The organism is Tsuneonella troitsensis (assembly GCF_001441535.1).
GTDB lineage: Bacteria > Pseudomonadota > Alphaproteobacteria > Sphingomonadales > Sphingomonadaceae > Tsuneonella > Tsuneonella troitsensis.
This window is the reverse complement of sequence record NZ_LMAU01000005.1, coordinates 146,860-167,500: the sequence shown is the minus strand read 5'-3', so window position 1 is coordinate 167,500 and position 20,641 is coordinate 146,860. Positions and strand designations below refer to the sequence as shown.

Genomic DNA, 20,641 nt, shown 5'->3' with positions numbered 1-20,641 from the left:
CCCGCGGTTAGACGGAAAGACCCCGTGCACCTTTACTGCAGCTTCAGAGTGGCATTAGGAAAGAGTTGTGTAGCATAGGTGGGAGGCTTTGAAGCGACGGCGCCAGCTGTCGTGGAGCCATAGGTGAAATACCACCCTGCTGTTTTCTGATGTCTAACCTCGCACCGTTAGCCGGTGTAGGGACCCTCTGTGGCGGGTAGTTTGACTGGGGCGGTCGCCTCCTAAAGAGTAACGGAGGCGCGCGATGGTAGGCTCAGGACGGTTGGAAACCGTCTGCAAGAGTGCAATGGCATAAGCCTGCCTGACTGCGAGATTGACGAATCGAGCAGAGACGAAAGTCGGTCATAGTGATCCGGTGGTCCCTCGTGGAAGGGCCATCGCTCAACGGATAAAAGGTACGCCGGGGATAACAGGCTGATGATTCCCAAGAGCTCATATCGACGGAATCGTTTGGCACCTCGATGTCGGCTCATCACATCCTGGGGCTGGAGCAGGTCCCAAGGGTTTGGCTGTTCGCCAATTAAAGTGGTACGTGAGCTGGGTTCAGAACGTCGCGAGACAGTTTGGTCCCTATCTGCCGTGGGCGTCGATTGTTGAGAGGAGTTGCCCCTAGTACGAGAGGACCGGGGTGAACATACCTCTGGTGTACCTGTCATTCCGCCAGGAGTGCAGCAGGGTAGCTATGTATGGACGGGATAACCGCTGAAAGCATCTAAGCGGGAAGCCTCCCTCAAGATAAGCAATCATCGAACCGTCGTAGACCACGACGTTGATAGGCCGGGTGTGGAAGTGCAGTAATGCATGGAGCTAACCGGTCCTAATAGTTCTGTTCGCGCTTGATGAATCTGCACCATCAATGACAGGCCTGCCTGTTGTTGTGGAAGATCGTCCAGCCAGACGCTCATCTAATTTTACAACAGTGCACCGATTAAAAACCCTCGCATCCGCCGGCTTTATTGCTTGGTGACCATAGCGTCTGTGACCCACCCGATCCCATCTCGAACTCGGCCGTGAAACCGGACTGCGCCGATGGTACTACCGCTCAAGCGTTGGAAGAGTAGGTCGTCGCCAGGCATTACAGCCGGCGGATGCAGGGAAAACCCATTCACGATTTCAAAAGCCGCTGCCGGTTCAATCCGCGCGGCGGCTTTTTGGTCTTCCGGCTGTACGTCGGAAGCCAATGGTGCCGCGGGGTGGAGCAGTCCGGTAGCTCGTCAGGCTCATAACCTGAAGGTCGTTGGTTCAAATCCAACCCCCGCAACCACCATCTTATTGAAATTACACATCTAATTCGCCCCGCTGCTTACAGCGGGGCTTTTTTGTGTTGGCAACTGTAAGCACATAGGAAGCATTTTTTTCGATCGAATACGTCCTTCGGGATATCCACCGCTTTCCCAGCGCTGATGCGGCGGACTGCACCTAGGAACGACTCACAGGCTCGGTGGACAAAACCGTTTTACCGACGGGTCTCCCGGTTCTCAATTTCGCCGGCCATATAGTGCCTTAGCTTATGGGATAAGCCGACGAGCGAGCTCGATCGCTCCGTGAATCCCGGCGTCATCGCCTAATTGCGGCGCGACAATGTAACCTTCGAGGCCTTCTTCCAGCGCTGGAAGTGCAATGTATCCTGCGAGACGTTCGGTGGTGGCCTTGCGAACATCCGAGAGCAGCCCCGGCGTCTTGCACACGCCGCCCCCAAAGATGAGGCGCTCGGGCATGTGGAGCAGCACAAGCGTTGTTGCGAAATCGGCAACGTAAGCGGCGACCATCGCGCGCTCCACCTGTCCGAGCTCGTCGAGAGGACGACCCGACCGGGCCATGATCGCCGGTCCGGAGACGAGTCCTTCGAGGCAGTCGCCATGAAACGGGCACACGCCAGGAAAATCGTCGCCCTGCTGTCGTGGAGTCCGCACGTGTCCGGCTTCGAAATGGCTTATGCCGGAGAGTACCTTGCCGTCGTGAAGGATGCCGGTGCCGATGCCGGTGCCGATGGTGGTGTAGGCAATGCTCGATGCACCGCTGCCTGCGCCAGCGATCCATTCCCCTAAAGCCGCGGCGTTGACATCGGTTTCGATCGCGAGCGGTCTATCGAAGGCCGCAAGAGCGTCGGGAAAGGAGGCGCCCGTCCAGCCCTGCTTTGGCGTAGAGGTGATTGAGCCCCACAATGGGTCGCTGCGATCGAGCGCAATCGGGCCGAAGGAGCCAATGCCGAAGGCGGTAATGGGGCCGTGGGCGCTTTGGCTGTCGCGGAAGAAATCGATCATCGCACGAAACGTACGATCCGGATTTTCGGTCGTAATCTGTGTCCTCGCGCGAATGGCGCCGTGCTCGTCCGCCAATGCCAAGACGAACTTGGTTCCGCCCGCCTCGATTGCTCCCACCAGGTTAGACTTCACTGATCGCCTCCTTTGCATGCATGTTCGGCGTCGAGAGAGCCCGGAAAGGTGTGCTTCTGCCCTGTCCATCGCCGCAATTGGCGAGGATGGATGGGGGCGTGCCTTCGTTTGGTGCGCTTCATTCGCTTTGCGCCTTCCGAACAAAACGGCGTGCCAGCCTGGCGATGTCGTTCACGCCAGCCAATGCCAGACTGCGCTCGAACTCTTCCCCAAGCAGCGCCAGAACGCGATCGACCCCAGCCTCCCCACCGGCCGCCAGGCCATAGAGATATGGACGCCCGATCGAGCAAGCCGTCGCTCCCAAGGCGAGCGCCTTCACCACGTCCGAGCCGCGCCGGATACCTCCATCGCAGATCACGTCCGAGCCATCGCCCACGGCATCGCGCACCGCTGCGATCTGATCGACGGGGGCCGGCGCTCCATCCAGCTGGCGACCGCCATGATTGGAGACCATCACCCCAGTGGCGCCCGAATCCATGGACCTCTTGGCATCCTCGGGTGTCATGATCCCTTTTATGGCAAGCGGACCGTTCAATTCGCGCGCAAGCCATTCGACGTCCCGCCAGCCGACCGACCGATCGAACTGTCCAGCGATGTAGTCGAACAGGCTCATCGACCCCGACGCCAAGGCATCGACCCTGTGACTGACGTTGGCCAGGTCGAACTTGGCCCCGGTAAGCGCGGGGATTGACCAGAATGGGTGGAGGGCGAAATTCAGAAGCGAGCGAGGCGTAAGCCTGGGCGGGAGGCTGAGTCCGCTTGCACGATCCCGCTCCCGATTGCCTGCGACCGGCGTATCAACCGTGAGGATGAGGCCATGGAAGCCCGCCTCCTTGCAGCGTGCGATGAACTCGGCGGTTAGGCCGCGGTCCTTGAAGACATAGATCTGAAAGACCTTGGGCCCCGCGGAGGCCTCCGCGAGTTCCTCTATCCGCGTCGTCCCCATTGTCGACAGGCTGTAGATCAGCCCGTGCCGCGCAGCGGCTCGGGCTACGGCGAGTTCGGCATCGCCGTGGAACATGCGCGTGAGCCCGGTCGGCGATAGGATCAGGGGCCAGCGCGATGGCTGTCCGAAAATTGTGGTGTCCGTACGAATGCTCGACACGTCATTCAGCACGTCGGGCACGAGTTCATATCGGGCGAATGCGTTGACGTTCCGGCCCAATGAAACCTCGTCGTCGGCACCGCCCTCAACATAATCGAAGATCGGCCGCGGCAGCCTTCGCCTGGCTATCAGGCGAAGGTCGGCGACATTGCGCGCTCGTCGAAGTTGCATCTTCGTTTCCCCCACCGGCCCGACTCTCTTCGAGAGCGTCGATCGGGCTTGCGCCCGACATGCGACGGACGACCCTGGCCTCGCATACCCGGTTGGGGGCGTTTCCCCGGCAGAGCAACTTCGGCGAACCCCATCGTTCGATCAGCAAATCAATGCTGACGCTGGGCACATTGTCGGCTGTGACTTGCGACCCTCCTTCTGTCATCTATCTTCCATGGCTGAAACCGCGTTTACACCCGTCGTCTCGATCGTGGCCGGCCAGTTGCGGGGCTCATCCGCAGGCGGCGTTCACACCTTTTTGGGCATCCCGTACGCGGACCCGCCCAAGCGATTTTATTTGCCCCAGCCGCGTGCTCAATGGGACGGTGTGCTCGATGCCGTGGAGCGCGGGCCTGCGGCCCCGCATCGCGTCGGAGATCTTCCTCAGATCGATGCCGTGCCATTGGTCGGCAGTGGCAGCGATGGCGGCGATGGGGACTACCTGCGGCTCAACGTCTGGGCTCCCGAAGGTGCGAACCATGCGCCGGTAATGGTCTGGATCCACGGCGGCGGCTTTGTCGTGGGCAGCAAGGATGCGCCTGTGAGCGATGGCACGGCCTTCGCACGATCCGGGGTTGTCTGTGTTGCGATCAATTACCGCATGGGGATCGACGGCTTTCTGCCCGTTCCCGGCGCGCCGACCAACCTGGGCCTGCGTGACATGCTGTTCGCCCTGCAATGGGTGCAGGACAACATCGCCGCGTTCGGAGGTGACCCCGATAATGTGACCGCGTTCGGAGAAAGCGCCGGGGCGATGGCTATCGCCGATCTCGTCACTTCGCCGCTCGCCAAGGGCCTTTTCCGCCGGGCCATCATCCAGAGCGGCCATGGCTCGATGGTCCGCGATGTATCGGTGGCTCAGCGGCTGGTGCGCAAGCTCGCCAAGGTTCTGAAGATCACGCCCGATATGAACGGATACCACGGAGTGACGAACCGGGCGGCGATGGATGCGCTCGAAAAGGTCGCCAAGCCGACCGCTGTGGACCTTCGCGACGCGGACGGTTTCGAACCGGTCTACGGCATCAGCCGGTTCGTCCCTGTTTGGGGTGACGACGTCCTTCCGAAGAAGCCGCTCGATGCCTTGCGAGACGGTGCCGGCAACGAGATCGAAGTTCTCATCGGCACCAATGCAGAAGAGATGAATCTCTATTTCGTGCCCACGGGCGTGCGCCGGAAGATCCCAGGCCTCCTCGCCTGGTGGTTTCTTTCCCGCTCACAGCCGCGCGCGCGTGCGGCCCTCAAGGCATACGGGCTCGGACGAAAGGGAGTCCGGCCCGGCGAAGCCATGACCCGCGCTATGCACGACCTGGTTTTCCGTTGGCCCGCGCGGCAATACGCGGACGCGCATCAGGGCCGCACGTGGCTGTACGAGATGGATTGGCGCTCACCCGCATGCTCAGGCGAGCTGGGGGCCTGCCACGGTGTAGAGTTACCGTTCGTGTTCCGTACGCTGGATACCGCGACCGGCCCTCGTGGGCTGATCGGAGAAGACCCACCTCAGGATCTGGCCGACCGCGTCCATGCGCTGTGGGCCGGTTTCGCACGCGACGGTACGCTTCCCTGGCCCATGCGGGACGGCGATCGGTTGGTCCATCAGCTGGCGAGTGGCAATACGGCGACCGAGCCGCGGATGCCCGCCGCCGACTTCCTGCCTTCCTAGGCAACGACCGATGTACCTCGAGAAGCTGCGGCTCGACGCTCGCTCGGCTTTCGTGACCGGCGGCGCGCAAGGGATAGGGCTGGCATGTGCCGAGGCGCTGGCCGAAGCCGGCGCACGGGTCACGATCGCCGATCGGAACCAGGCCGCGCTCGATGATGCGCGGGCCTATCTTGCCGCACGCGGTCATGAGGCGGACATCTGTCTGCTCGATGTGACCGACTCCGGTGCGGTCCAGGCGGCAGCGGATCTCATGGTCGCACGCGAGGGCCGCATAGACATCCTCGTGAACAATGCCGGCATTGCGCGAAGCGAGACTGCCGCCGAAGATGTTGCCGACGAGCACTGGCTCAATGTGCTCGACGTCAATCTCAATGGCACGTTCTGGTGTGCGCGTGCTTTCGGCCGCCATATGCTGGCGGCTGGGGGCGGAACCATCGTCAATATCGGGTCGATGAGCGGGTTCATCGTCAACCGGCCGCAACCGCAGAGCTATTACAACGCGTCGAAGGCCGCGGTTCACCAGCTCACCAAGAGCCTGGCCGCCGAGTGGGCCGATCAGGGCGTCAGGGTGAACGCGGTCGCGCCGACATATATCGCCACGCCGTTGAATGCTTTCGCCGACCAGACTGGCGAAATGTTTCGCCGCTGGATCGACGGCACACCCCAGGGCCGTCTTGGCGAGCCCGAGGAGGTCGCCTCTATCGTGCTTTTTCTCGCGTCAGACATGGCTTCGCTGATGACGGGTAGCATCGTGCTCGCCGACGGCGGATATACCTGCTGGTAGGTAATCGGCACAAGAATCCTGACGATCGGCATACTCGACCGACCTTCCATACAGGTCACCAAGCTGTATTACAGGTTTCATCATCGGGCGCGCAAGTCCGGGGGAGGACCAGTTATGATTCGAGTTCGTCATGGGTTTCTGGCTGGCGCCGCGGCGCTCGCCTTGCTTCCCGGTGCGGCTTTCGCGCAGACAGCGCTGGAAGATGGCCAGACCACCGACAGCACTGTTGCCACCAATGAAGCCGGCGGTGAGATTGTCGTCACGGCCCGCAAGCGCGAGGAAACATTGCAGGACGTGCCGATCGCGGTAAGTGCGATCGAAGGCGACACGCTGGCGGCACGTGGGTTCAATTCGGTGCGCGAGGCGGCGGTGCTCGCGCCGGGCCTCAACATCAACAGCGACGGGGCAGGACGCGCATTCGTCGCAATTCGCGGCGTGGGCGTGACGCTGGTCCAATCGGTCCAGCCCGGCGTCGGTCTGTTTGTCGACGGCATCTACCGGCCCAACACCGGGTACCTCAACAGCCCGCTGCTCGATGTCGAGCGGATTGAAGTGCTTCGCGGGCCGCAGGGCACGCTCTACGGCAAGAACACCCTGGGCGGCGCGATCAACGTGATCAGCCGCAAGCCTGGCAACGAATTCGAAGGCCGCGCCAGCGCCAGCTTTGCCGGTCCGGACAACCAGCTCATAGTCGCCGGTTCGATCGCGGCGCCCATCGTGCAAGATCTTCTCGCGATCCGTGTTGCCGCCTCGCACCAGGAGCAGGACGGCTTTTCGCGCAACACCGTGCTCGATGCAGACGGCAGCCCGTTCAACAGCGAGTCGCTCAACGGCACGCTCCGGTTCACCCCGGGCGCGGTCGAGCTGACGGTGAACGGGTATTATGACTGGATCGACTCGGTCAACATTCCCTACGCCAGGATTGCCGGGCCGCAGGATTACTCGCGCGAGCTCACCGTGAATGCGCTCAACCGCGTCGAATACCGGTACCGCGGGATCAACGCCAAGCTGGCCGCGCCGATCGACGCGATCGGCAGCACGTTCACGCTGATCGGTGCCTACGACGCGCGAAACTCTGAGAACATCGACCAGGACGTCGACTTCGGGCCGGGCGATTTCGCCCGCGCCGTCGGCGGCGACGAACTGCGGACCAAGACCGCCGAGCTGCGCCTCGACAGCGAGCTTTCCTCCTCGCTCTCAACGCTCGTCGGACTGTTCTACAGCCGCGAAAGCACGCGCGCGCTCGATGTCACCACGCTGCTGCCGGCGTTTTCGGGTCTGCCGTTCAACATTGTTCGCACGACGACCAACCAGACTCGTGCGGATACGTATGCTGCGTTCGGGACCGTGTTCTGGACCCCGACGCCCGAATGGGAAGTGGCGCTCGGCCTGCGCTACGACCGGGAGAACCGCGTCGCCAACGGCTCGGTGGTGACCGCGCTCGGCCCGCTTGGCACCGCTGGCGGACCGCTCCCGCAGGCCCAGATCAAATCGAACGAGTGGCAGCCCAAGTTGACCGTCAAGCGCACGTGGTCGCCGTCGGTGATGACGTACGCCTCGGTCGCCCGGGGTTATCGCGGAGGCGGTTTCAACGCCCCGACCGCGCCGACCCGCACCTACCGCGGCGACAAGGCCTGGACTTACGAAGTGGGCGCCAAGTTCTCCGCGCCAGACAACAACGCCGCCCTGTCGGGCGCGCTGTTCTACAACGATTACAAGGATTACATCGGCCTCAACTCGATCGCTCCTGCGGCGGGCGGCGGTCTGGTCACGGTCGACCTCAACTCGGGCGACGTCGAGAGCTACGGTCTCGAGATCGAGGGCTTCGTCAGGCCGGCGACCGCGTGGTCGATCAGCGGCGGGCTGACCCTGATGCATGCGCGCCTGACCAACGACGATGCCTATTTCGCCACAACCGGACGGCGGTTGTCGTCCGACCGGCTGACCTTCCAGCCGGACTGGATGGCAAACATCGCCACCGACTACACCATTCCGCTGGGATCTGGCGAGTTCGTCCTCAGCGCAAACTTGGTGGGCAAGGGCAAACGGCTCGCGGCGACGCTCAACCAGACGACGCCGACCTTCCTCGACAGCTACTGGCTGGCAGGCGCTTCGGCGACCTACCGCACCGGGCCGATCGAGATCGCCGCGTTCGTCAATAATGCCTTCAACGAGGATTATTGGGAAAGCTACATCGAGAAGACAACACTGCAGCTCGCGGGGCTGCCAGCCTCCGATCTGGGCATCCAGGGTGACGGTCGCCGCTACGGTGTGCGCGCCTCGCTGAAGTTCTAGGATCGTGTCTGCGCCCAGCCGCCTGCCGGAAAAAAATCCGTTGCCTGCAGGGTTTCTCGACCGGCTGGCGGACCGCTTTGGCACCCAGCTCCAGACGGGGGCGGCGATCCGCGAACAGCACGGCTCCAGCGAATCGCACTACGAAGCGATGCTGCCGGACGCCGTGGTGTTCGCGGAGAGCAGGGACGATGTCGCCGCCGTCGTGACGATTTGCGCCGAGGCAGGCGTGCCCATCGTGCCGTTCGGGGCAGGCACCTCGATCGAGGGCAACGCCGCTGCGGTGCTGGGCGGTGTATCGCTCGATATGACGCGGATGGACAAGATCGTCGCCGTAAACGCCGAGGATTTCGACTGCGTCATCCAGCCCGGCGTGCGGCGCGAGGAACTGAACCAGCACCTTCGCGACCAGGGACTGTTCTTTCCGATCGATCCCGGAGCCAACGCCACGCTGGGCGGGATGGCGTCTACCCGCGCAAGTGGCACCAACGCGGTCCGTTACGGCACGATGAAAGACGCCGTCCTCAGCCTTGAGGTGGTCACGCCGCAGGGCAAGGTGATCCGCACCGCGCGCCGCGCCCGCAAGTCGGCTGCAGGCTACGACCTTACCAGGCTGTACGTCGGGTCGGAGGGCACGCTGGGGATCATCACCGAGATCACGCTGCGCCTGCACCCGATCCCCGAGGCGATTTCCTCTGCGGTGTGCAGCTTCGAGAGCCTCAAGGGTGCCGTCGATACCGTGGTGCAGTCGATCCAGTGCGGTATCCCGCTCGCCCGGGTCGAAATTCTCGACGCACTGCAAATGCGCGCCGTAAACCGCTGGTCCAAGCTCGACTATCCCGAGGCCTCGACGCTGTTCTTCGAATTCCACGGCAGCGAAGCATTCGTCGCCGAGCAGGTGGAAACCGTGAAGGCGCTGGCAGAGGCCAACGGCGGCGGCGAGTTCGCTTGGTCGAACCTTCCCGAGGAGCGCAACAAGCTGTGGCGCGCGCGCCATGACGCCTATTACGCAGCGGTCAATCTGCGCGAGGGTGCGGTTGGTTGGGCGACTGACGTCTGCGTGCCGATGAGCCGGCTGGCCGAGTGCATCGTCGAAACGCAGGCCGACCTCGCTGGCGCGAGTATGCCCGCGACGATCCTCGGTCATGTCGGCGATGGCAATTTCCACGTCGTATTCTCGCTTGATCCCAATTCATCCGAAGAGCTTGCCGAAGTCGAAGCGCTCAACACCCGTCTCATCGAAAGGGCGCTAGCAATGGACGGCACTTGCACCGGCGAACACGGCATCGGGCTCGGCAAGCAACAGTGGCTGGTCGCCGAGCTCGGCGATGCGGTGGAGCAGATGCGCATGATCAAGCGCGCCTTCGATCCCCAGAACCTGTTCAATCCCGGCAAGATCTTCGCGCTGTGACTGCGACCCACGCCGAGCCGATCGCCGCCGCGAGTTCGGGGCGGCTCTCTTCGCCGATGACGCTGATCCCGTTACTGTTGCTGGCACTGGTCGCAACGATGGCCTTCACCGCGCTGGGTAGCTTCGGCACGATCCAGGAAGGCGCCAAGGCAGAGCTGGACTTGAGCGACGACGCGCTGGCGCTCATTCAAGGACTCGGGGCTGCCGTGCCGATGGTGCTGTTTTCGATACCCATCGGTATCCTCGTCGACCGTCGCAACCGAGTACGCCTGACGATCGGCCTAGCGGCGTTGTGGACCGCCGGGACGCTTCTTACCGCATTCGCCCCGAGCGCGGCTTGGCTCACCGCTGCGCGGATGCTCGTCGGGATCGGTTCCACGGGAAGCCTGACCGCTGCACTTTCGCTGTGCGCCGATTTCTGCGCTCCCGGCGAGCGAGGCCGGGCAATGCTGATCGTGAACTTGGGCAAGGCTTTCGGCGTGGCGCTTGGGTTCGCATTGACAGGCTGGCTGTTTGGCCTGCTTTCGGACACGGCCGCCTTTCCTTGGCTCAGCGGCTTCGCGCCCTGGAGGGGCACTCATGTCCTGCTCGGGTTGATGAGCGCCGTGCTGATACTGCCCCTGCTCTTCTTGCGCGAACCGGCGCGCGGCGAGGTTGAGTCCAAGGCAGGCGCTCCATTCAGAGTTGTTGCGGGGGAGCTCTGGGCAAGGAAGGCCTTCCTGTTGCCCCTGTTCGGAGGCCAGATTGCAGTCGTCATGGTCGATGTGGCAGCGACCGTATGGGTAGCTCCGGTGCTGTCCCGTGATTTCGGGCTTCGGCCTCAAGAGTTCGCCGGATGGGTCGGCGCGCTGATGTTCGGCACGGGGGTTGCGGGCGCGATCCTCGGCGGGCTTTCGGCCGATTGGGGCCAACGGAGTGGTCGCCGCGGCGGTATACTTATCGGCGCGACGATAGCTGCTGGCCTGGGCGTACCGGCGGCGCTGTTTCCGCTAATGCCGGGAGTGACCAGCTTCGCGGTTATGCTCGGACTGCTCTCGATGTGCGGCGCGGTGACCGGGCTCGTCGTCTCGGTTGCCTTGACCGTGCTCTTGCCCAACGAGCTGCGCGGCCTCTGCATCGGGGCGTTCATCGCGATAGCCGGCTTGGTCGGTTTCGGCCTTGCGCCCTGGATCGTGACCCGCGTCAGCGCATTTATGGGCGGAGAAAGCATGCTGGCCGAGGCGCTTGCCTTCGTTGGAGTGATTGTGAGCTCGCTTTCGCTTTGTGCGTTCCTTCTTGCCATGAGGCGTGCTCCACAACCTGTAAGATAGCTATTGCCTACCTATATGACAGGAGCTATTACCGCGCCTGAGGAGAGGCACATGAAGGCAGCGATCGAGGTCTCGGACGAAATGGTCACGCTGATCGGCGAGGGTGCTCCGCCGCAGGTCGACCTGCGCGACAAGACGGTGGTTTTCGCCTTCTTCGGGCTCACCGGAGAGGCGCAACCGGTTCTGGAATTCCGCAGCAACCCCAGCCTGGCTCGACTCGAGGAATGCGGTCTAATTTTCGTGGTGTCTCGCGCCGCCTGTCGGCGGTTGTTTTCGACCAGTCCAGACGCAGACAGCATTTGGCACCTGCCAAGTTCGCTGCGGGGGCTCGCCATGGCCATCATCGATTGCGAAACACTGGGCGAGGCGCAATCGACCCTCCGCTTGGCCCGTAGCATCGAATTGCTATGCCAGATCCACGCTGCGCTGGCCGATGGCGCCTTGGTGCCTGCGATCGGAGAGCGCGCAATGAACGAACGCGACGTTGCGCGGATTGCTTCGGTCCGGCGCGTTGTCGACCAGCGCTGGCACGAAAAACTAACCATTGCCGAACTTGCCCGCGTGGGTGGCGTCAATCGCGACAAGCTCGTGCGAGGCTTCCGCGATCTGTACGGGGCGACCATCGCGGAAATTCTTGCCGAGCGACGTCTCGCCGAAGCACGCCGGATGTTGCTTGCGACCGATCTGCCCGTCGCATCGGTCGCTTACCGGTGCTCCTACAGAAACAATGCCGCATTTACGCGGGCATTCAACCGCCGGTTCGGCGTTCCGCCCACCGCATTGCGACGGACGGGAGCAGCTGCATGATCTCTAGCGCAGTGGAACAACCCAAGGGGACTCTCGTCCAGACCGCCACAGAAGCGGTATGCGAGCACATCCGCAGCAACCAGCTCAAGGTGGGAGACGAAATTCCCAGCGAGGGTCAGTTCGCCCTTCAACTCGGGGTCAGCCGTCCCGTTATGCGCGAAGCATTCCACGCGCTGGCGGCTCTCAAGATGATCGATGTCGGCAACGGACGACGGGCTCGTGTTGGCGCGATTGACGGGTCGGTAATGGCCGCGTCGATTGGACACGCTGTGAATACCGCGCAGGTCTCTCTGGCTGATGTGTGGGACGTACGGCGCACGCTTGAATTGCGCACCGCAGAACTGGCTGCCCGTAACCGCACCGAAGCACAGGCTGCGGCAATCATGGCCGCCGCGCATACGCTCGAAGTGTGCCGTGACGAGACCACCCGAACGGCGGCCGACACAGCGTTTCACCAGACAATTGCCCTTGCCAGTGGCAACCAGCTATTCTTCCAGATCGTGCGTTCGTTCGAGCAGATGATGCACATCGCGATACCGCAAGCCTGGGCCGGAAGGACGACCGATCAGGAGCGCCAGGAATCAGTCGAACTACACCACGAGGTCGCGCGCGCTATCGCTGAGCGTGATGACGAATTGGCGCGCGCCGCGATGGAATCCCACTTCGCCCGTTCGATTGGCGATCTGTTCCATAAAACCACTGCCTGAATGCACGACTGCCAAATCCAAGGGTGGTAACGGACGTAGACCGCGCTCGATCTGGACATTCTACTGCGCCTTCGAACGGATCAGATTGCAGTCAAGGGACAACTGATTTTGTCTTGAGCTAGGCAGATCGGAAGCTTTGTAATGGGACTGATTGCTCTTTCATGCTGGTGCCAATTGAGCCGTGGCGTCGAGAATGACACGAATTGTTTCTTTTGGCTGATCCCACATCGGGAAATGCCCGCTTTGCTCGAACCAGTGCATCGTCGCCTTTGGAAAGGCGGCTATCGCACGATTTGCCTGTTGCGGCAGACATAATCGATCCTTGCGACCCCAGCCGATGACGACCGGCGCGTTGGTGACCGCAGGGCCCTCCTGCATTGGCCCGGTAGCAAGATCCTTCACCAGCGAGTCGAAGGTAGACGTACCGGCGAACGACCGCAGTTCGTTCGCAACCAAAGAAGGATTCAGCGCCCAAGGCTTTGCAGAAAGCTGAAGCATGAGCGCGGTCCGGCCGGCGATATTCTTGGTGATGGCAGGAAGCACTGGTTGCATCGCCCGCACGACTGCAATCGACGCCGTAATGGTGGTCCTGAAGAACGTGCGTTCCCATCCTTGCCAGAACCCGCCCGGATCGAGCGCGACGACCGCCCCGGCGCGACCGCGCCGTGCCATCTCGAGCACGAGGCGAGCGCCCATCGAGCTGCCAACCATATCGATCCCTGCGAGATTCTCGACACGCAGCCAATCGTCGAGGCTGCGCGCCAGACCGTTAAACGTGCCACTGTCGGCTTCTGCAGGGGTCTGACCGTGACCAGGCAGGTCGAGAGCAATCACCTCCCTGGCCTCGGCAAGAGAGGGTGAGATCGTGTTCCAAGAGCGGTGGCTCCCCCCCAGACCGTGGATCAGCAGAAGGGGTTTGCCGCAGCCTGAGCGCGTATGGTGCATGGTCATGTGAGGGCAACGCCTCGCAACGACTAAGTGCCCTCAAATTTCCGAATTGCTGGCCATGTCGCTGAGAATATTATCAGCCTGGGTGGCTACTTTGCGACCCAATCCGGCCGTTTGGAAGGTCAGCACTTTGACCCGAAAGATGCCATTTACCCAGAGCAGGCCCGATGGCGGCTTTGCGCCCCAATTGTCGCCGTCCGACCGAGGATCGACGCAGTCGCTAACTCAGCGTTCGACGAGCGTCGTGGCGATAGCTTCTATTTGCCGTGGTCGCGGTCGTTCGCGTGATTTTCCTGCGAACCCCAAAGCGACAGCGTTCCAATAAAGTCCTTCCCAAGACCTCGAGCAGCCCGCGCGATTGCCGGACGATCCGTCTCGTCGCCGACCTCGTATGTATAGGCGGGGACCCTATAGGTTGCGTGAAACCAATTCTTCGCGGTTCCGGCACCCGGGTTGGCGTTGCGACGCTCAATCGAAAATGGGTATCCGGCGATAAGCTGCTCCTTGCCGCCGAGCCAGCGGGCCAGGAAGCGCTCCTGATCCTCGCTCGCCTCATCGCCCTGCACATAGAACAGATTGCGCGAGGTGGAGTGGAAATCGACCATCGCGACGGGGCGAACCTGACCTGCCATCCGCTCCAACCATTGCGCGACAGCGCGGGTCTCGGGCTGGGCGAAAGTTCCCCAGTCACGATTAAGGTCTACACCACCGAGGTTGGCCCGCCAGTGTCCCCGCGCGACGCCATCGGGGTTGAGCAGAGGCACGGCGAGGACCTGCAGGTCATGCACGTCGAAATGTCCTGCGTCGGCAAGCGAGACCAGCGCTTCGAGAAAGTGTTCCATCGCGATCGCTCCGCTTACTTCGGGCGGATGCTGTCGACCAAGGAGGACAGCCACCTTGGTCGCGCTCTTGGGGCCGATCCGAAGCGCTTCGATTGGCCTCCCCTCGTGCGAGTGTCCCAGCGTCTCTCGGCTGACCATGGCGCTATTATCCAGTCGCGCGATCAGCCTTTCGTATTCGGGCGCTCCGATCAATTCCTGCCCGCTTACCAAGGCCTGACCGGAAGGCAGGACGAGGGTTGCGGTCCTGCCTTCGTCGCGCACTTCGGCGTCCAGTACTTTCGCGTAGGCTTCTCTTCGCCATTTGGGCCGATAACGGTGCTTGCCCCCGAGATAGCGAAGATGAACGATCACGTTTTCGGGTCCCTCGGCATCGTACCGGAACGCGTACCAGGGGCTGGGGTTGATTGGCGGGGCGTGCTCGGGCGAAATCAGGACGGAAAACTCCCGCTCGCCCTCGATGATACAGCGCGAGGGCGGTGCCCCCTCAAAATCGAACCTGATCTCCACAGCCTCTGTCGAGCAGCCAGGCAACGTCGCACCGGTACCGGCGTCGAGGGGAGGCAACTGGGCGCACCCCCCAAGGAAAAAGAGCGCACTTCCAAACGACAACCGGACCCGGTGAGATTTCACAACGTTAGAACTTCTTCCTGAGTTCGATGGCGAACTGCCGCCCTCGCGGGCTGTGGAGATCGCTGTAATAGCCATATGTCTCGTCGGCCAGCGGCGGGTCAGTATCGAACAGGTTGTTGATCGCGAACCGCAGTCGTGTGCCGTCGAGTGGCGTATCATTGTTGATCGTGTAGGCGACTGACACATTCATCGTGAAGATGTCGTCCACCGGGAAGAAGTTGGCGTTGGGATCGTCCGATACGATCAGATCGTCGCGAACAACGCTGCTGTCGTAGAACTTCCCGACGTAGCTGCCGAACAGGCCCACTTCGACTGGGCCTTGCTCCCAGTTGATCGAACCGCTCGCGCGCCACTTCGGCCGTCCGTCGACTTCGAGCAGTTCGCCAAGGCCACCTACCGTGACATCGAGCGGCAGAGTACCGGCGGCGATCGCATCGACGATTTCCTGTCCGTCTACACCCGCGCTCTGGACGAAGCTGTTCAGCCGCGCGGCATTCAGGCGAATACGGAAATCGCCTGCTCCGAAATCGGGCAAGCGATAGACCAGGCCAAAATCCCATCCCTTCGACACGCGGCTGTCGAGATTAACGTAGGGGTCGATCACGCGCTCGATCCGCCCAGCCGGAGCCAGCCCGGTGCCGGCGAACAAGGCAATGTCGTCCGCGGTCGGCGCTTGGCGGATGACGTTGGGATTGGTGCTCCCCGCAAGACGGCGCAGCAGGTCGAGCGCGATAGCGTTGTCATCGCCGAAGGTACCGACGAGACCGGTCTGCTTCACCCTCCAGTAATCGGCGGTGAGTGTCAGGCCGGGCAAGAATCCTGGCTCGAGCACGATGCCGAGATTTATGCTCTCGCTGTCCTCCGGCCGCAGGTCGCGCGCGCCGGAACGGAAGCTAATGACTCCTGCGCCTGGGCAGGCGGCAAGGCTGGCCAGGATACCCTTCTGGACCTGTGCCTGGCAGACCACGAAGTCGTCGCGCGTGTTGGACCGCGTGGTGCCTTCGTCGTTCACCTGCACCAGATTCGGTGCGCGGAAGCCCTGCGACCACGCGCCGCGGAAGGTGACGCCGGGGATCGTCGTCCATGACGCGGCGATGCGCGGAACCTTCGCGGTCGCCTTGATGTCGGCGAAGCGCTCGATGCGGCCGGCTAGCTGGAGGTTGAACGCCTCGACCAGCGGAATGTTCATGTCCGGACTGACCAGGGGAACGAACAGTTCGGTGAAGGCGGAGTAGACGTTGCGGACGCCGTTGGTATCAGGCGATCCGCTGGTGCCGGCAACGTCACTGCTGTTGAACACGCCCGTCACGCTGTCGGTAAACGTGATGGTGCCATCGAGACGCGGATCGCGGTCGTCGTAGAATGTCTCGCGCCGCCATTCGATGCCGGTGGCCACGCCGACGTTCCCGCCCGGAAGGGTGAACAGGTCGTCGCGGCTGAGCTTGAAGTCGGCGAGAGCAAGGCTGGTACCGCCCTTGCGGAACACGTCGATCCTGAACGGTTCGATCGACGCGAGCGGATTGGGTGTGCAATCGCCCAAGCCCGGATCGTCGAGGCAGCCGCCGTTGAACGGATTGTATGCGTCGGGCATAGTCAGATTGATCTGGCGCTGCATGGCCGTGAGCGAGACGCGGTTACGCTCAAGGTCAATCGTGTCCGCTTCGGAATAGACGAAGCCGGTGTCGAAGTCCCAATCGCCAAAGTTGCCGCGCAATCCGGCCACGAGCCGGTAGCTTTCCTTCTCGACATCGATGATGCGGTTACCAACATCGACGAAGCGGTACCGTTCCATGATCAGGTCGGCGCCGTCGGCCGCAATCGTGGTGCCCGGCAAGCGCTGCGGATTGGGCTGGCCGTTGCGCGTGGTCGGGCCAAACGGGTTGTAATAGGCATTGCGCGAGATGCCGACCGGCACCGCACTGAGGATCGCCGACGCGTCGAAGTTGCGCACGCTGTCCGACCGGTAATAGCTGCCCTCGAAGTAGGCCTCGATATCGTTGGTCAGCTCGTAACTTATCAGCGCCATCGCGTTGTAGCGATCCTTTTTGCTGATCAGGCTGTTGCCGAAAATCGTGTTGTAGCGAACCGCAGCGACCGGCGTTTCGCCGTTGCGGGCGCAGATGCCCCCGCCGAACTGGAGACGGCAGCCGGTAAACGTGCTGGGCTGAAGGTAGAAGTCGTCGTCGGCAATCGGCGTGCGGTTGGACGGCGCCTGGATATCGAACTGGCCGAACGGCCCGAAGGTGTTCCGGTTGTTGAACGAGGCGTCGCCTTCGAAGTCGGTCCCTTCTACCAGCGGCAGGCGGTTGTCGTCGCGCGCATAATCCCGCCCGGTGACCGGAAGGCCATTTTCGTGGAAGTAGCTGCCATAAAGGGTTACGTTGCCGCGGCCGCCGCCGAAGTCGAAGCCATAGCCTCCCGTCAGCGCATAATTGTACAGGCTCGTCCCGTCGGACATGCGGATGTCGCCTTCGACGAAGCCACCCTTCATGTTGCCCTTGAGGTGGGTGTTGACGACCCCCGCCACGGCATCTGCGCCGTAGAGAGCGGATGCGCCATCGCGCAGGACCTCGATCCGACGCACGCTGCCGGGCGCGATTTCGTTGGTGTCGGGAGATACGACCGGCACCAGAAGCTCGGTCTGGAAGCCGGGGTGCAAGTTCATCCGGCGGCCGTTGATCAGCAGCAAAGTGTTGCCGGTGCCAAGGTCACGCAGGTTGATCGAACCGACATCGCCGCGCACGTTGTTCTGCGTCGTCGCGTTCTGCTCGTTGAAGGCGACCGTGCCCGCCTGCGGGATGGAGCGGAACATTTCGTCGCCCGAAGAGGCACCGCTGTTTTCGATCGCCTGTTCGTCGACGACCGTAACCGGCAGGACGTCATTGATCTGGGCACCCTGGATCTGGGTGCCGGTGACGACGATCTCCGGCTCGCTCGGTGCGGGCTGGGGATCGGTCGCGGTTGCCGCATCCTGGGCGTGAGCCTGTCCGGCAAACGCGATCAGGCTGGCTCCGCCCAGCAGGGCGAGCCGCGTGATGGTGTTGGTGCGCATAGAATCCTCCCGTTTTATTGTCATGATTTGAATGCCGCCCGTTCCATCCAGGCTTCGAATTGGTCGGGCCACTGGCTCAGGGTCTGGTCCGCCGTTCCCAGGCCCCAGCCATGGCCACCGTCGGCGAAAATGTGCAGCTCTGCGCTTGCGCCCGCCTTCCGAAGCGCCTCGAACAGCGCGAAATTATGTCCCGGTGGCGTTGTTCGATCGTCGGCCGAGGAGAACAGGATCATCGGCGGAGCGTCCTTCGACGCGTAGGTGTCCAGCGACCAAGCCACCGCAGAGGCATCATCCGCCTTGTCACCTACGATCTCTCGCCGGGTGCGGGTAGTGTCGAAGGGCCTGCGCAAGGAGACCACGGGAAACAGCAAGGCAGCGAAATCGGGCCGCGCGGTCACAGCTTCGAACCTGTCGCTGCCCGCGTAAAGATTGCGGGTGGGTTGGAGAGCTGTGAAGCCAGCCAGGTGGCCGCCTGCGGAAAAGCCCATGATGCCGATGCGGTCGGGGCGGATGCCGAACTCGGAAGCGCGTGTGCGGACTACCTTCATCGCGCGCTGGGCATCCATAAACGGAACGGCAGCTTCCCAACCGTCACCGGGAAGGCGATGAATCAGCTCGAAGACGGTGTAGCCTTTGAGCTGGAGCCACTTCGCGGCCGGAGTGCTTTCCTTCCAGAGTTGGATGCGAAAGTACCCGCCCCCACCGATGACCAATACCGCCCGTCCGTTGGAATGATTGGGACGATAGACCCGCATGCGCGGGTTGGAGACATTGGACACCGCTCCATATCCCGCTCCCTCGGCTCCGATCCGCTCTGGCCCGCTGGCGCTCCCCTTGCCCGGCGCTTTGCTGGGCCACAGCGGGATTTCCTCGAAATCATGCGCCTTGAGGACAGCAGCGCCCAACAAGTTCGTGGCGGCAAGCAGCGTGACAGCGCCCGAGACCAATGTGCGGCGGGCGATCATGGTGTGTCTCCAATGGCGGCAATCACGCTTTCGCTGTGGGGTCCGGAGCGTTCGTGATGTTCGATGTCGGCTTCGGGAAGGGGCATCGGGTCACCCGCCATTGCGGCGGCGAGGCGCTGCGTGTCGAGCGCATTTTCCCATTTCGCGACCACGATCGTGGCAACCGCGTTGCCGATGAAATTGGTGAGCGCGCGGCACTCGCTCATGAACCGGTCGATCCCCAGAATGAGGGCCATACCGGCCACCGGAACCGAGGGAATGACCGAGAGCGTCGCAGCAAGGATGACGAAGCCCGCACCGGTTACGCCCGCTGCACCCTTCGAACTGATCATTGCCACCAATACCAGGGTAAGCTGCTCGCCGAACGACAAGTCGATGCCCACGGCCTGTGCGATAAACAGCGCCGCAAGCGTCATGTAGATGTTGGTGCCATCTAGGTTGAAAGAATAGCCAGTCGGCACAACCAGCCCGACTACCGTCTTGCGGCAGCCGGCGATCTCCATCTTTTCCATCAGGCTGGGCAGTGCAGCCTCAGACGAGGAGGTTCCGAGGACCAGCAGCAGTTCCTCGCGTAGGTATTTGATCAGTCCAAGGATCGTAAATCCGGCAAGCCTGGCGACCATTCCGAGCACGACAAGGACAAATAGCAGGGATGTGAGGTAGAACGTGGCGATCAGGGCAGCGAGGTTGGCCAGCGAACCGATCCCGAATTCGCCGATGGTGAACGCGATGGCTCCGAATGCGCCGATCGGGGCAAGCTTCATCAGCATGTGGACGAGCTTGAAAATGACCTCGTTGAACGACCCCATTACGTCGAGCACGAGGTCGCTGTGCGGCCTCGTCGTGGCGATTGCGACGCCGGAGAGGATCGCGACCAGCAGCACCTGGAGGATTGAGCCGCTGGTAAGGGCGCTGAACAGCGTCGTCGGGATAATGCCCAACAGGAAGGCCGCGATAGTCTGCTGCTCCGCGGTGTCGGCATATGCCGCAACGGCCGTCGTATCGAGCGTCGCGGGGTCAATGTTCAGGCCCGCACCCGGTTGCACAACGTTGGCGACGACCAGCCCGATGATCAGCGCGAGGGTGGAAAAGAATAGGAAATACGCGAACGCCTTGCCGGCTACACTACCGACCGCCGTCATGTCCTTCATTCCGGCGATGCCGGTCGCGACAGTCAGGAAAATGACCGGCGCGATGATCATCTTGACCAGTGCGATGAAGCCGTCCCCGATGGGCTTCAACGAGGCGCCGAACTCGGGCCACAGATGACCGACCAGCGCTCCGAGTGCGATGGCGCTCAAGACCTGAACATAGAGATGCCTATAGAAGGGCATCTTGCGCGAGGGCACGCCCGTTTTGTCAGTGGCGGCGGCCAACCCCATATCCAATCCTCTCCCGTGGCAGCTTCTGCCTGCCGGAGATGATAAATAGCGACGCAGGGCGGTGAAAGCTTGATGGTCGAATTCCACTTACCATTTTATTTCAAAAGTTTGCTTACTGAGGGCGCGACAACCCGTGCGGC

General features: G+C 62.3%; 14 protein-coding genes, 1 tRNA gene and 2 rRNA genes (1 of these 17 cut by a window edge). 10 read left to right on the top strand and 7 right to left on the bottom strand.

Annotated elements, in window-relative coordinates; all coding sequences use genetic code 11:
- The 3 genes from AR323_RS12235 to AR323_RS12225 all read left to right on the top strand — a co-directional run.
- Nucleotides 1-841: ribosomal RNA gene (locus AR323_RS12235) — 23S ribosomal RNA — on the top strand (it extends 1,951 nt beyond the left edge of the window).
- Between the two features lie 118 nt (nucleotides 842-959).
- Nucleotides 960-1,074, top strand: a 5S ribosomal RNA gene (gene rrf, locus AR323_RS12230).
- Between the two features lie 113 nt (nucleotides 1,075-1,187).
- A tRNA-Met gene (locus AR323_RS12225) sits at nucleotides 1,188-1,264 on the top strand.
- A gap of 244 nt (nucleotides 1,265-1,508) precedes the next feature.
- On the opposite strand, the gene AR323_RS12220 is transcribed toward AR323_RS12225, so the two are convergent.
- Together AR323_RS12220 and AR323_RS12215 are read right to left on the bottom strand one after the other, a co-directional pair.
- Complete coding sequence (locus AR323_RS12220; protein ID WP_235510613.1) at nucleotides 1,509-2,396, bottom strand: ROK family protein; 888 nt, start codon at nucleotides 2,394-2,396, stop codon at nucleotides 1,509-1,511.
- Between the two features lie 118 nt (nucleotides 2,397-2,514).
- A complete protein-coding gene (locus tag AR323_RS12215; RefSeq protein WP_057884325.1) occupies nucleotides 2,515-3,672 on the bottom strand; it encodes an alpha-hydroxy acid oxidase in 1,158 nt (385 codons plus the stop codon).
- Nucleotides 3,673-3,886: 214 nt separating this feature from the next.
- On the opposite strand from AR323_RS12215, the gene AR323_RS12210 reads away from it, so the two are divergent.
- From AR323_RS12210 to AR323_RS12180, 7 genes are all read left to right on the top strand, one after another.
- Nucleotides 3,887-5,371 (top strand): carboxylesterase/lipase family protein, encoded by a 1,485-nt coding sequence (locus AR323_RS12210; RefSeq protein ID WP_057884266.1) that lies wholly within the window; start codon nucleotides 3,887-3,889, stop codon nucleotides 5,369-5,371.
- A gap of 10 nt (nucleotides 5,372-5,381) precedes the next feature.
- Complete coding sequence (locus tag AR323_RS12205; protein ID WP_057884265.1) at nucleotides 5,382-6,155, top strand: SDR family NAD(P)-dependent oxidoreductase; 774 nt, start codon at nucleotides 5,382-5,384, stop codon at nucleotides 6,153-6,155.
- 114 nt (nucleotides 6,156-6,269) lie between these two features.
- Entirely contained in the window at nucleotides 6,270-8,450 is a 2,181-nt protein-coding gene (locus AR323_RS12200) for a TonB-dependent receptor (RefSeq protein WP_057884264.1), read from the top strand.
- 4 nt (nucleotides 8,451-8,454) lie between these two features.
- Nucleotides 8,455-9,858, top strand: a complete 1,404-nt coding sequence (locus tag AR323_RS12195; protein WP_057884263.1) for an FAD-binding oxidoreductase — start codon at nucleotides 8,455-8,457, stop codon at nucleotides 9,856-9,858.
- The gene (locus AR323_RS12190; RefSeq protein ID WP_235510611.1) at nucleotides 9,855-11,168 is read left to right on the top strand and encodes an MFS transporter; all 1,314 of its coding nucleotides are present in this window, start codon (nucleotides 9,855-9,857) and stop codon (nucleotides 11,166-11,168) included. The genes AR323_RS12195 and AR323_RS12190 overlap by 4 nt, the downstream gene beginning before the upstream one ends.
- A 51-nt stretch (nucleotides 11,169-11,219) precedes the next feature.
- Nucleotides 11,220-11,975: a helix-turn-helix transcriptional regulator gene (locus AR323_RS12185; RefSeq protein WP_235510609.1), complete on the top strand. Its 756-nt coding sequence runs from the start codon at nucleotides 11,220-11,222 to the stop codon at nucleotides 11,973-11,975.
- 11 nt (nucleotides 11,976-11,986) lie between these two features.
- Nucleotides 11,987-12,682 (top strand): FadR/GntR family transcriptional regulator, encoded by a 696-nt coding sequence (locus tag AR323_RS12180; protein ID WP_235510607.1) that lies wholly within the window; start codon nucleotides 11,987-11,989, stop codon nucleotides 12,680-12,682.
- Between the two features lie 159 nt (nucleotides 12,683-12,841).
- On the opposite strand, the gene AR323_RS12175 is transcribed toward AR323_RS12180, so the two are convergent.
- The 5 genes from AR323_RS12175 to AR323_RS12155 form a co-directional block, all read right to left on the bottom strand.
- Nucleotides 12,842-13,633 carry an alpha/beta fold hydrolase gene (locus AR323_RS12175; RefSeq protein ID WP_057884261.1) on the bottom strand — a complete coding sequence of 264 codons (792 nt, stop codon included), beginning with the start codon at nucleotides 13,631-13,633 and terminating at the stop codon, nucleotides 12,842-12,844.
- 254 nt (nucleotides 13,634-13,887) lie between these two features.
- Nucleotides 13,888-14,823, bottom strand: coding sequence for a M14 family metallopeptidase (locus AR323_RS12170; protein ID WP_161808758.1), 936 nt, complete (start codon nucleotides 14,821-14,823; stop codon nucleotides 13,888-13,890).
- Nucleotides 14,824-15,106: 283 nt separating this feature from the next.
- Complete coding sequence (locus AR323_RS12165; protein ID WP_057884259.1) at nucleotides 15,107-18,154, bottom strand: TonB-dependent receptor domain-containing protein; 3,048 nt, start codon at nucleotides 18,152-18,154, stop codon at nucleotides 15,107-15,109.
- Nucleotides 18,155-18,174: 20 nt separating this feature from the next.
- Nucleotides 18,175-19,119 carry an alpha/beta hydrolase gene (locus AR323_RS12160; RefSeq protein WP_057884258.1) on the bottom strand — a complete coding sequence of 315 codons (945 nt, stop codon included), beginning with the start codon at nucleotides 19,117-19,119 and terminating at the stop codon, nucleotides 18,175-18,177.
- Nucleotides 19,116-20,501, bottom strand: coding sequence for a dicarboxylate/amino acid:cation symporter (locus tag AR323_RS12155; RefSeq protein ID WP_057884322.1), 1,386 nt, complete (start codon nucleotides 20,499-20,501; stop codon nucleotides 19,116-19,118). Before AR323_RS12155 ends, AR323_RS12160 begins: the two co-directional genes overlap by 4 nt.
- Nucleotides 20,502-20,641 lie beyond the last annotated feature (140 nt).

Coding starts and splice junctions, on each gene's coding strand:
- AR323_RS12175 (WP_057884261.1), bottom strand. CDS start 13,633: ATGACCATGCACCATACGCGCTCAGGCTGCGGCAAACCCCTTCTGCTG.
- AR323_RS12205 (WP_057884265.1), top strand. CDS start 5,382: ATGTACCTCGAGAAGCTGCGGCTCGACGCTCGCTCGGCTTTCGTGACC.
- AR323_RS12165 (WP_057884259.1), bottom strand. CDS start 18,154: ATGCGCACCAACACCATCACGCGGCTCGCCCTGCTGGGCGGAGCCAGC.
- AR323_RS12200 (WP_057884264.1), top strand. CDS start 6,270: ATGATTCGAGTTCGTCATGGGTTTCTGGCTGGCGCCGCGGCGCTCGCC.
- AR323_RS12160 (WP_057884258.1), bottom strand. CDS start 19,119: ATGATCGCCCGCCGCACATTGGTCTCGGGCGCTGTCACGCTGCTTGCC.
- AR323_RS12185 (WP_235510609.1), top strand. CDS start 11,220: ATGAAGGCAGCGATCGAGGTCTCGGACGAAATGGTCACGCTGATCGGC.
- AR323_RS12155 (WP_057884322.1), bottom strand. CDS start 20,501: ATGGGGTTGGCCGCCGCCACTGACAAAACGGGCGTGCCCTCGCGCAAG.
- AR323_RS12215 (WP_057884325.1), bottom strand. CDS start 3,672: ATGCAACTTCGACGAGCGCGCAATGTCGCCGACCTTCGCCTGATAGCC.
- AR323_RS12210 (WP_057884266.1), top strand. CDS start 3,887: ATGGCTGAAACCGCGTTTACACCCGTCGTCTCGATCGTGGCCGGCCAG.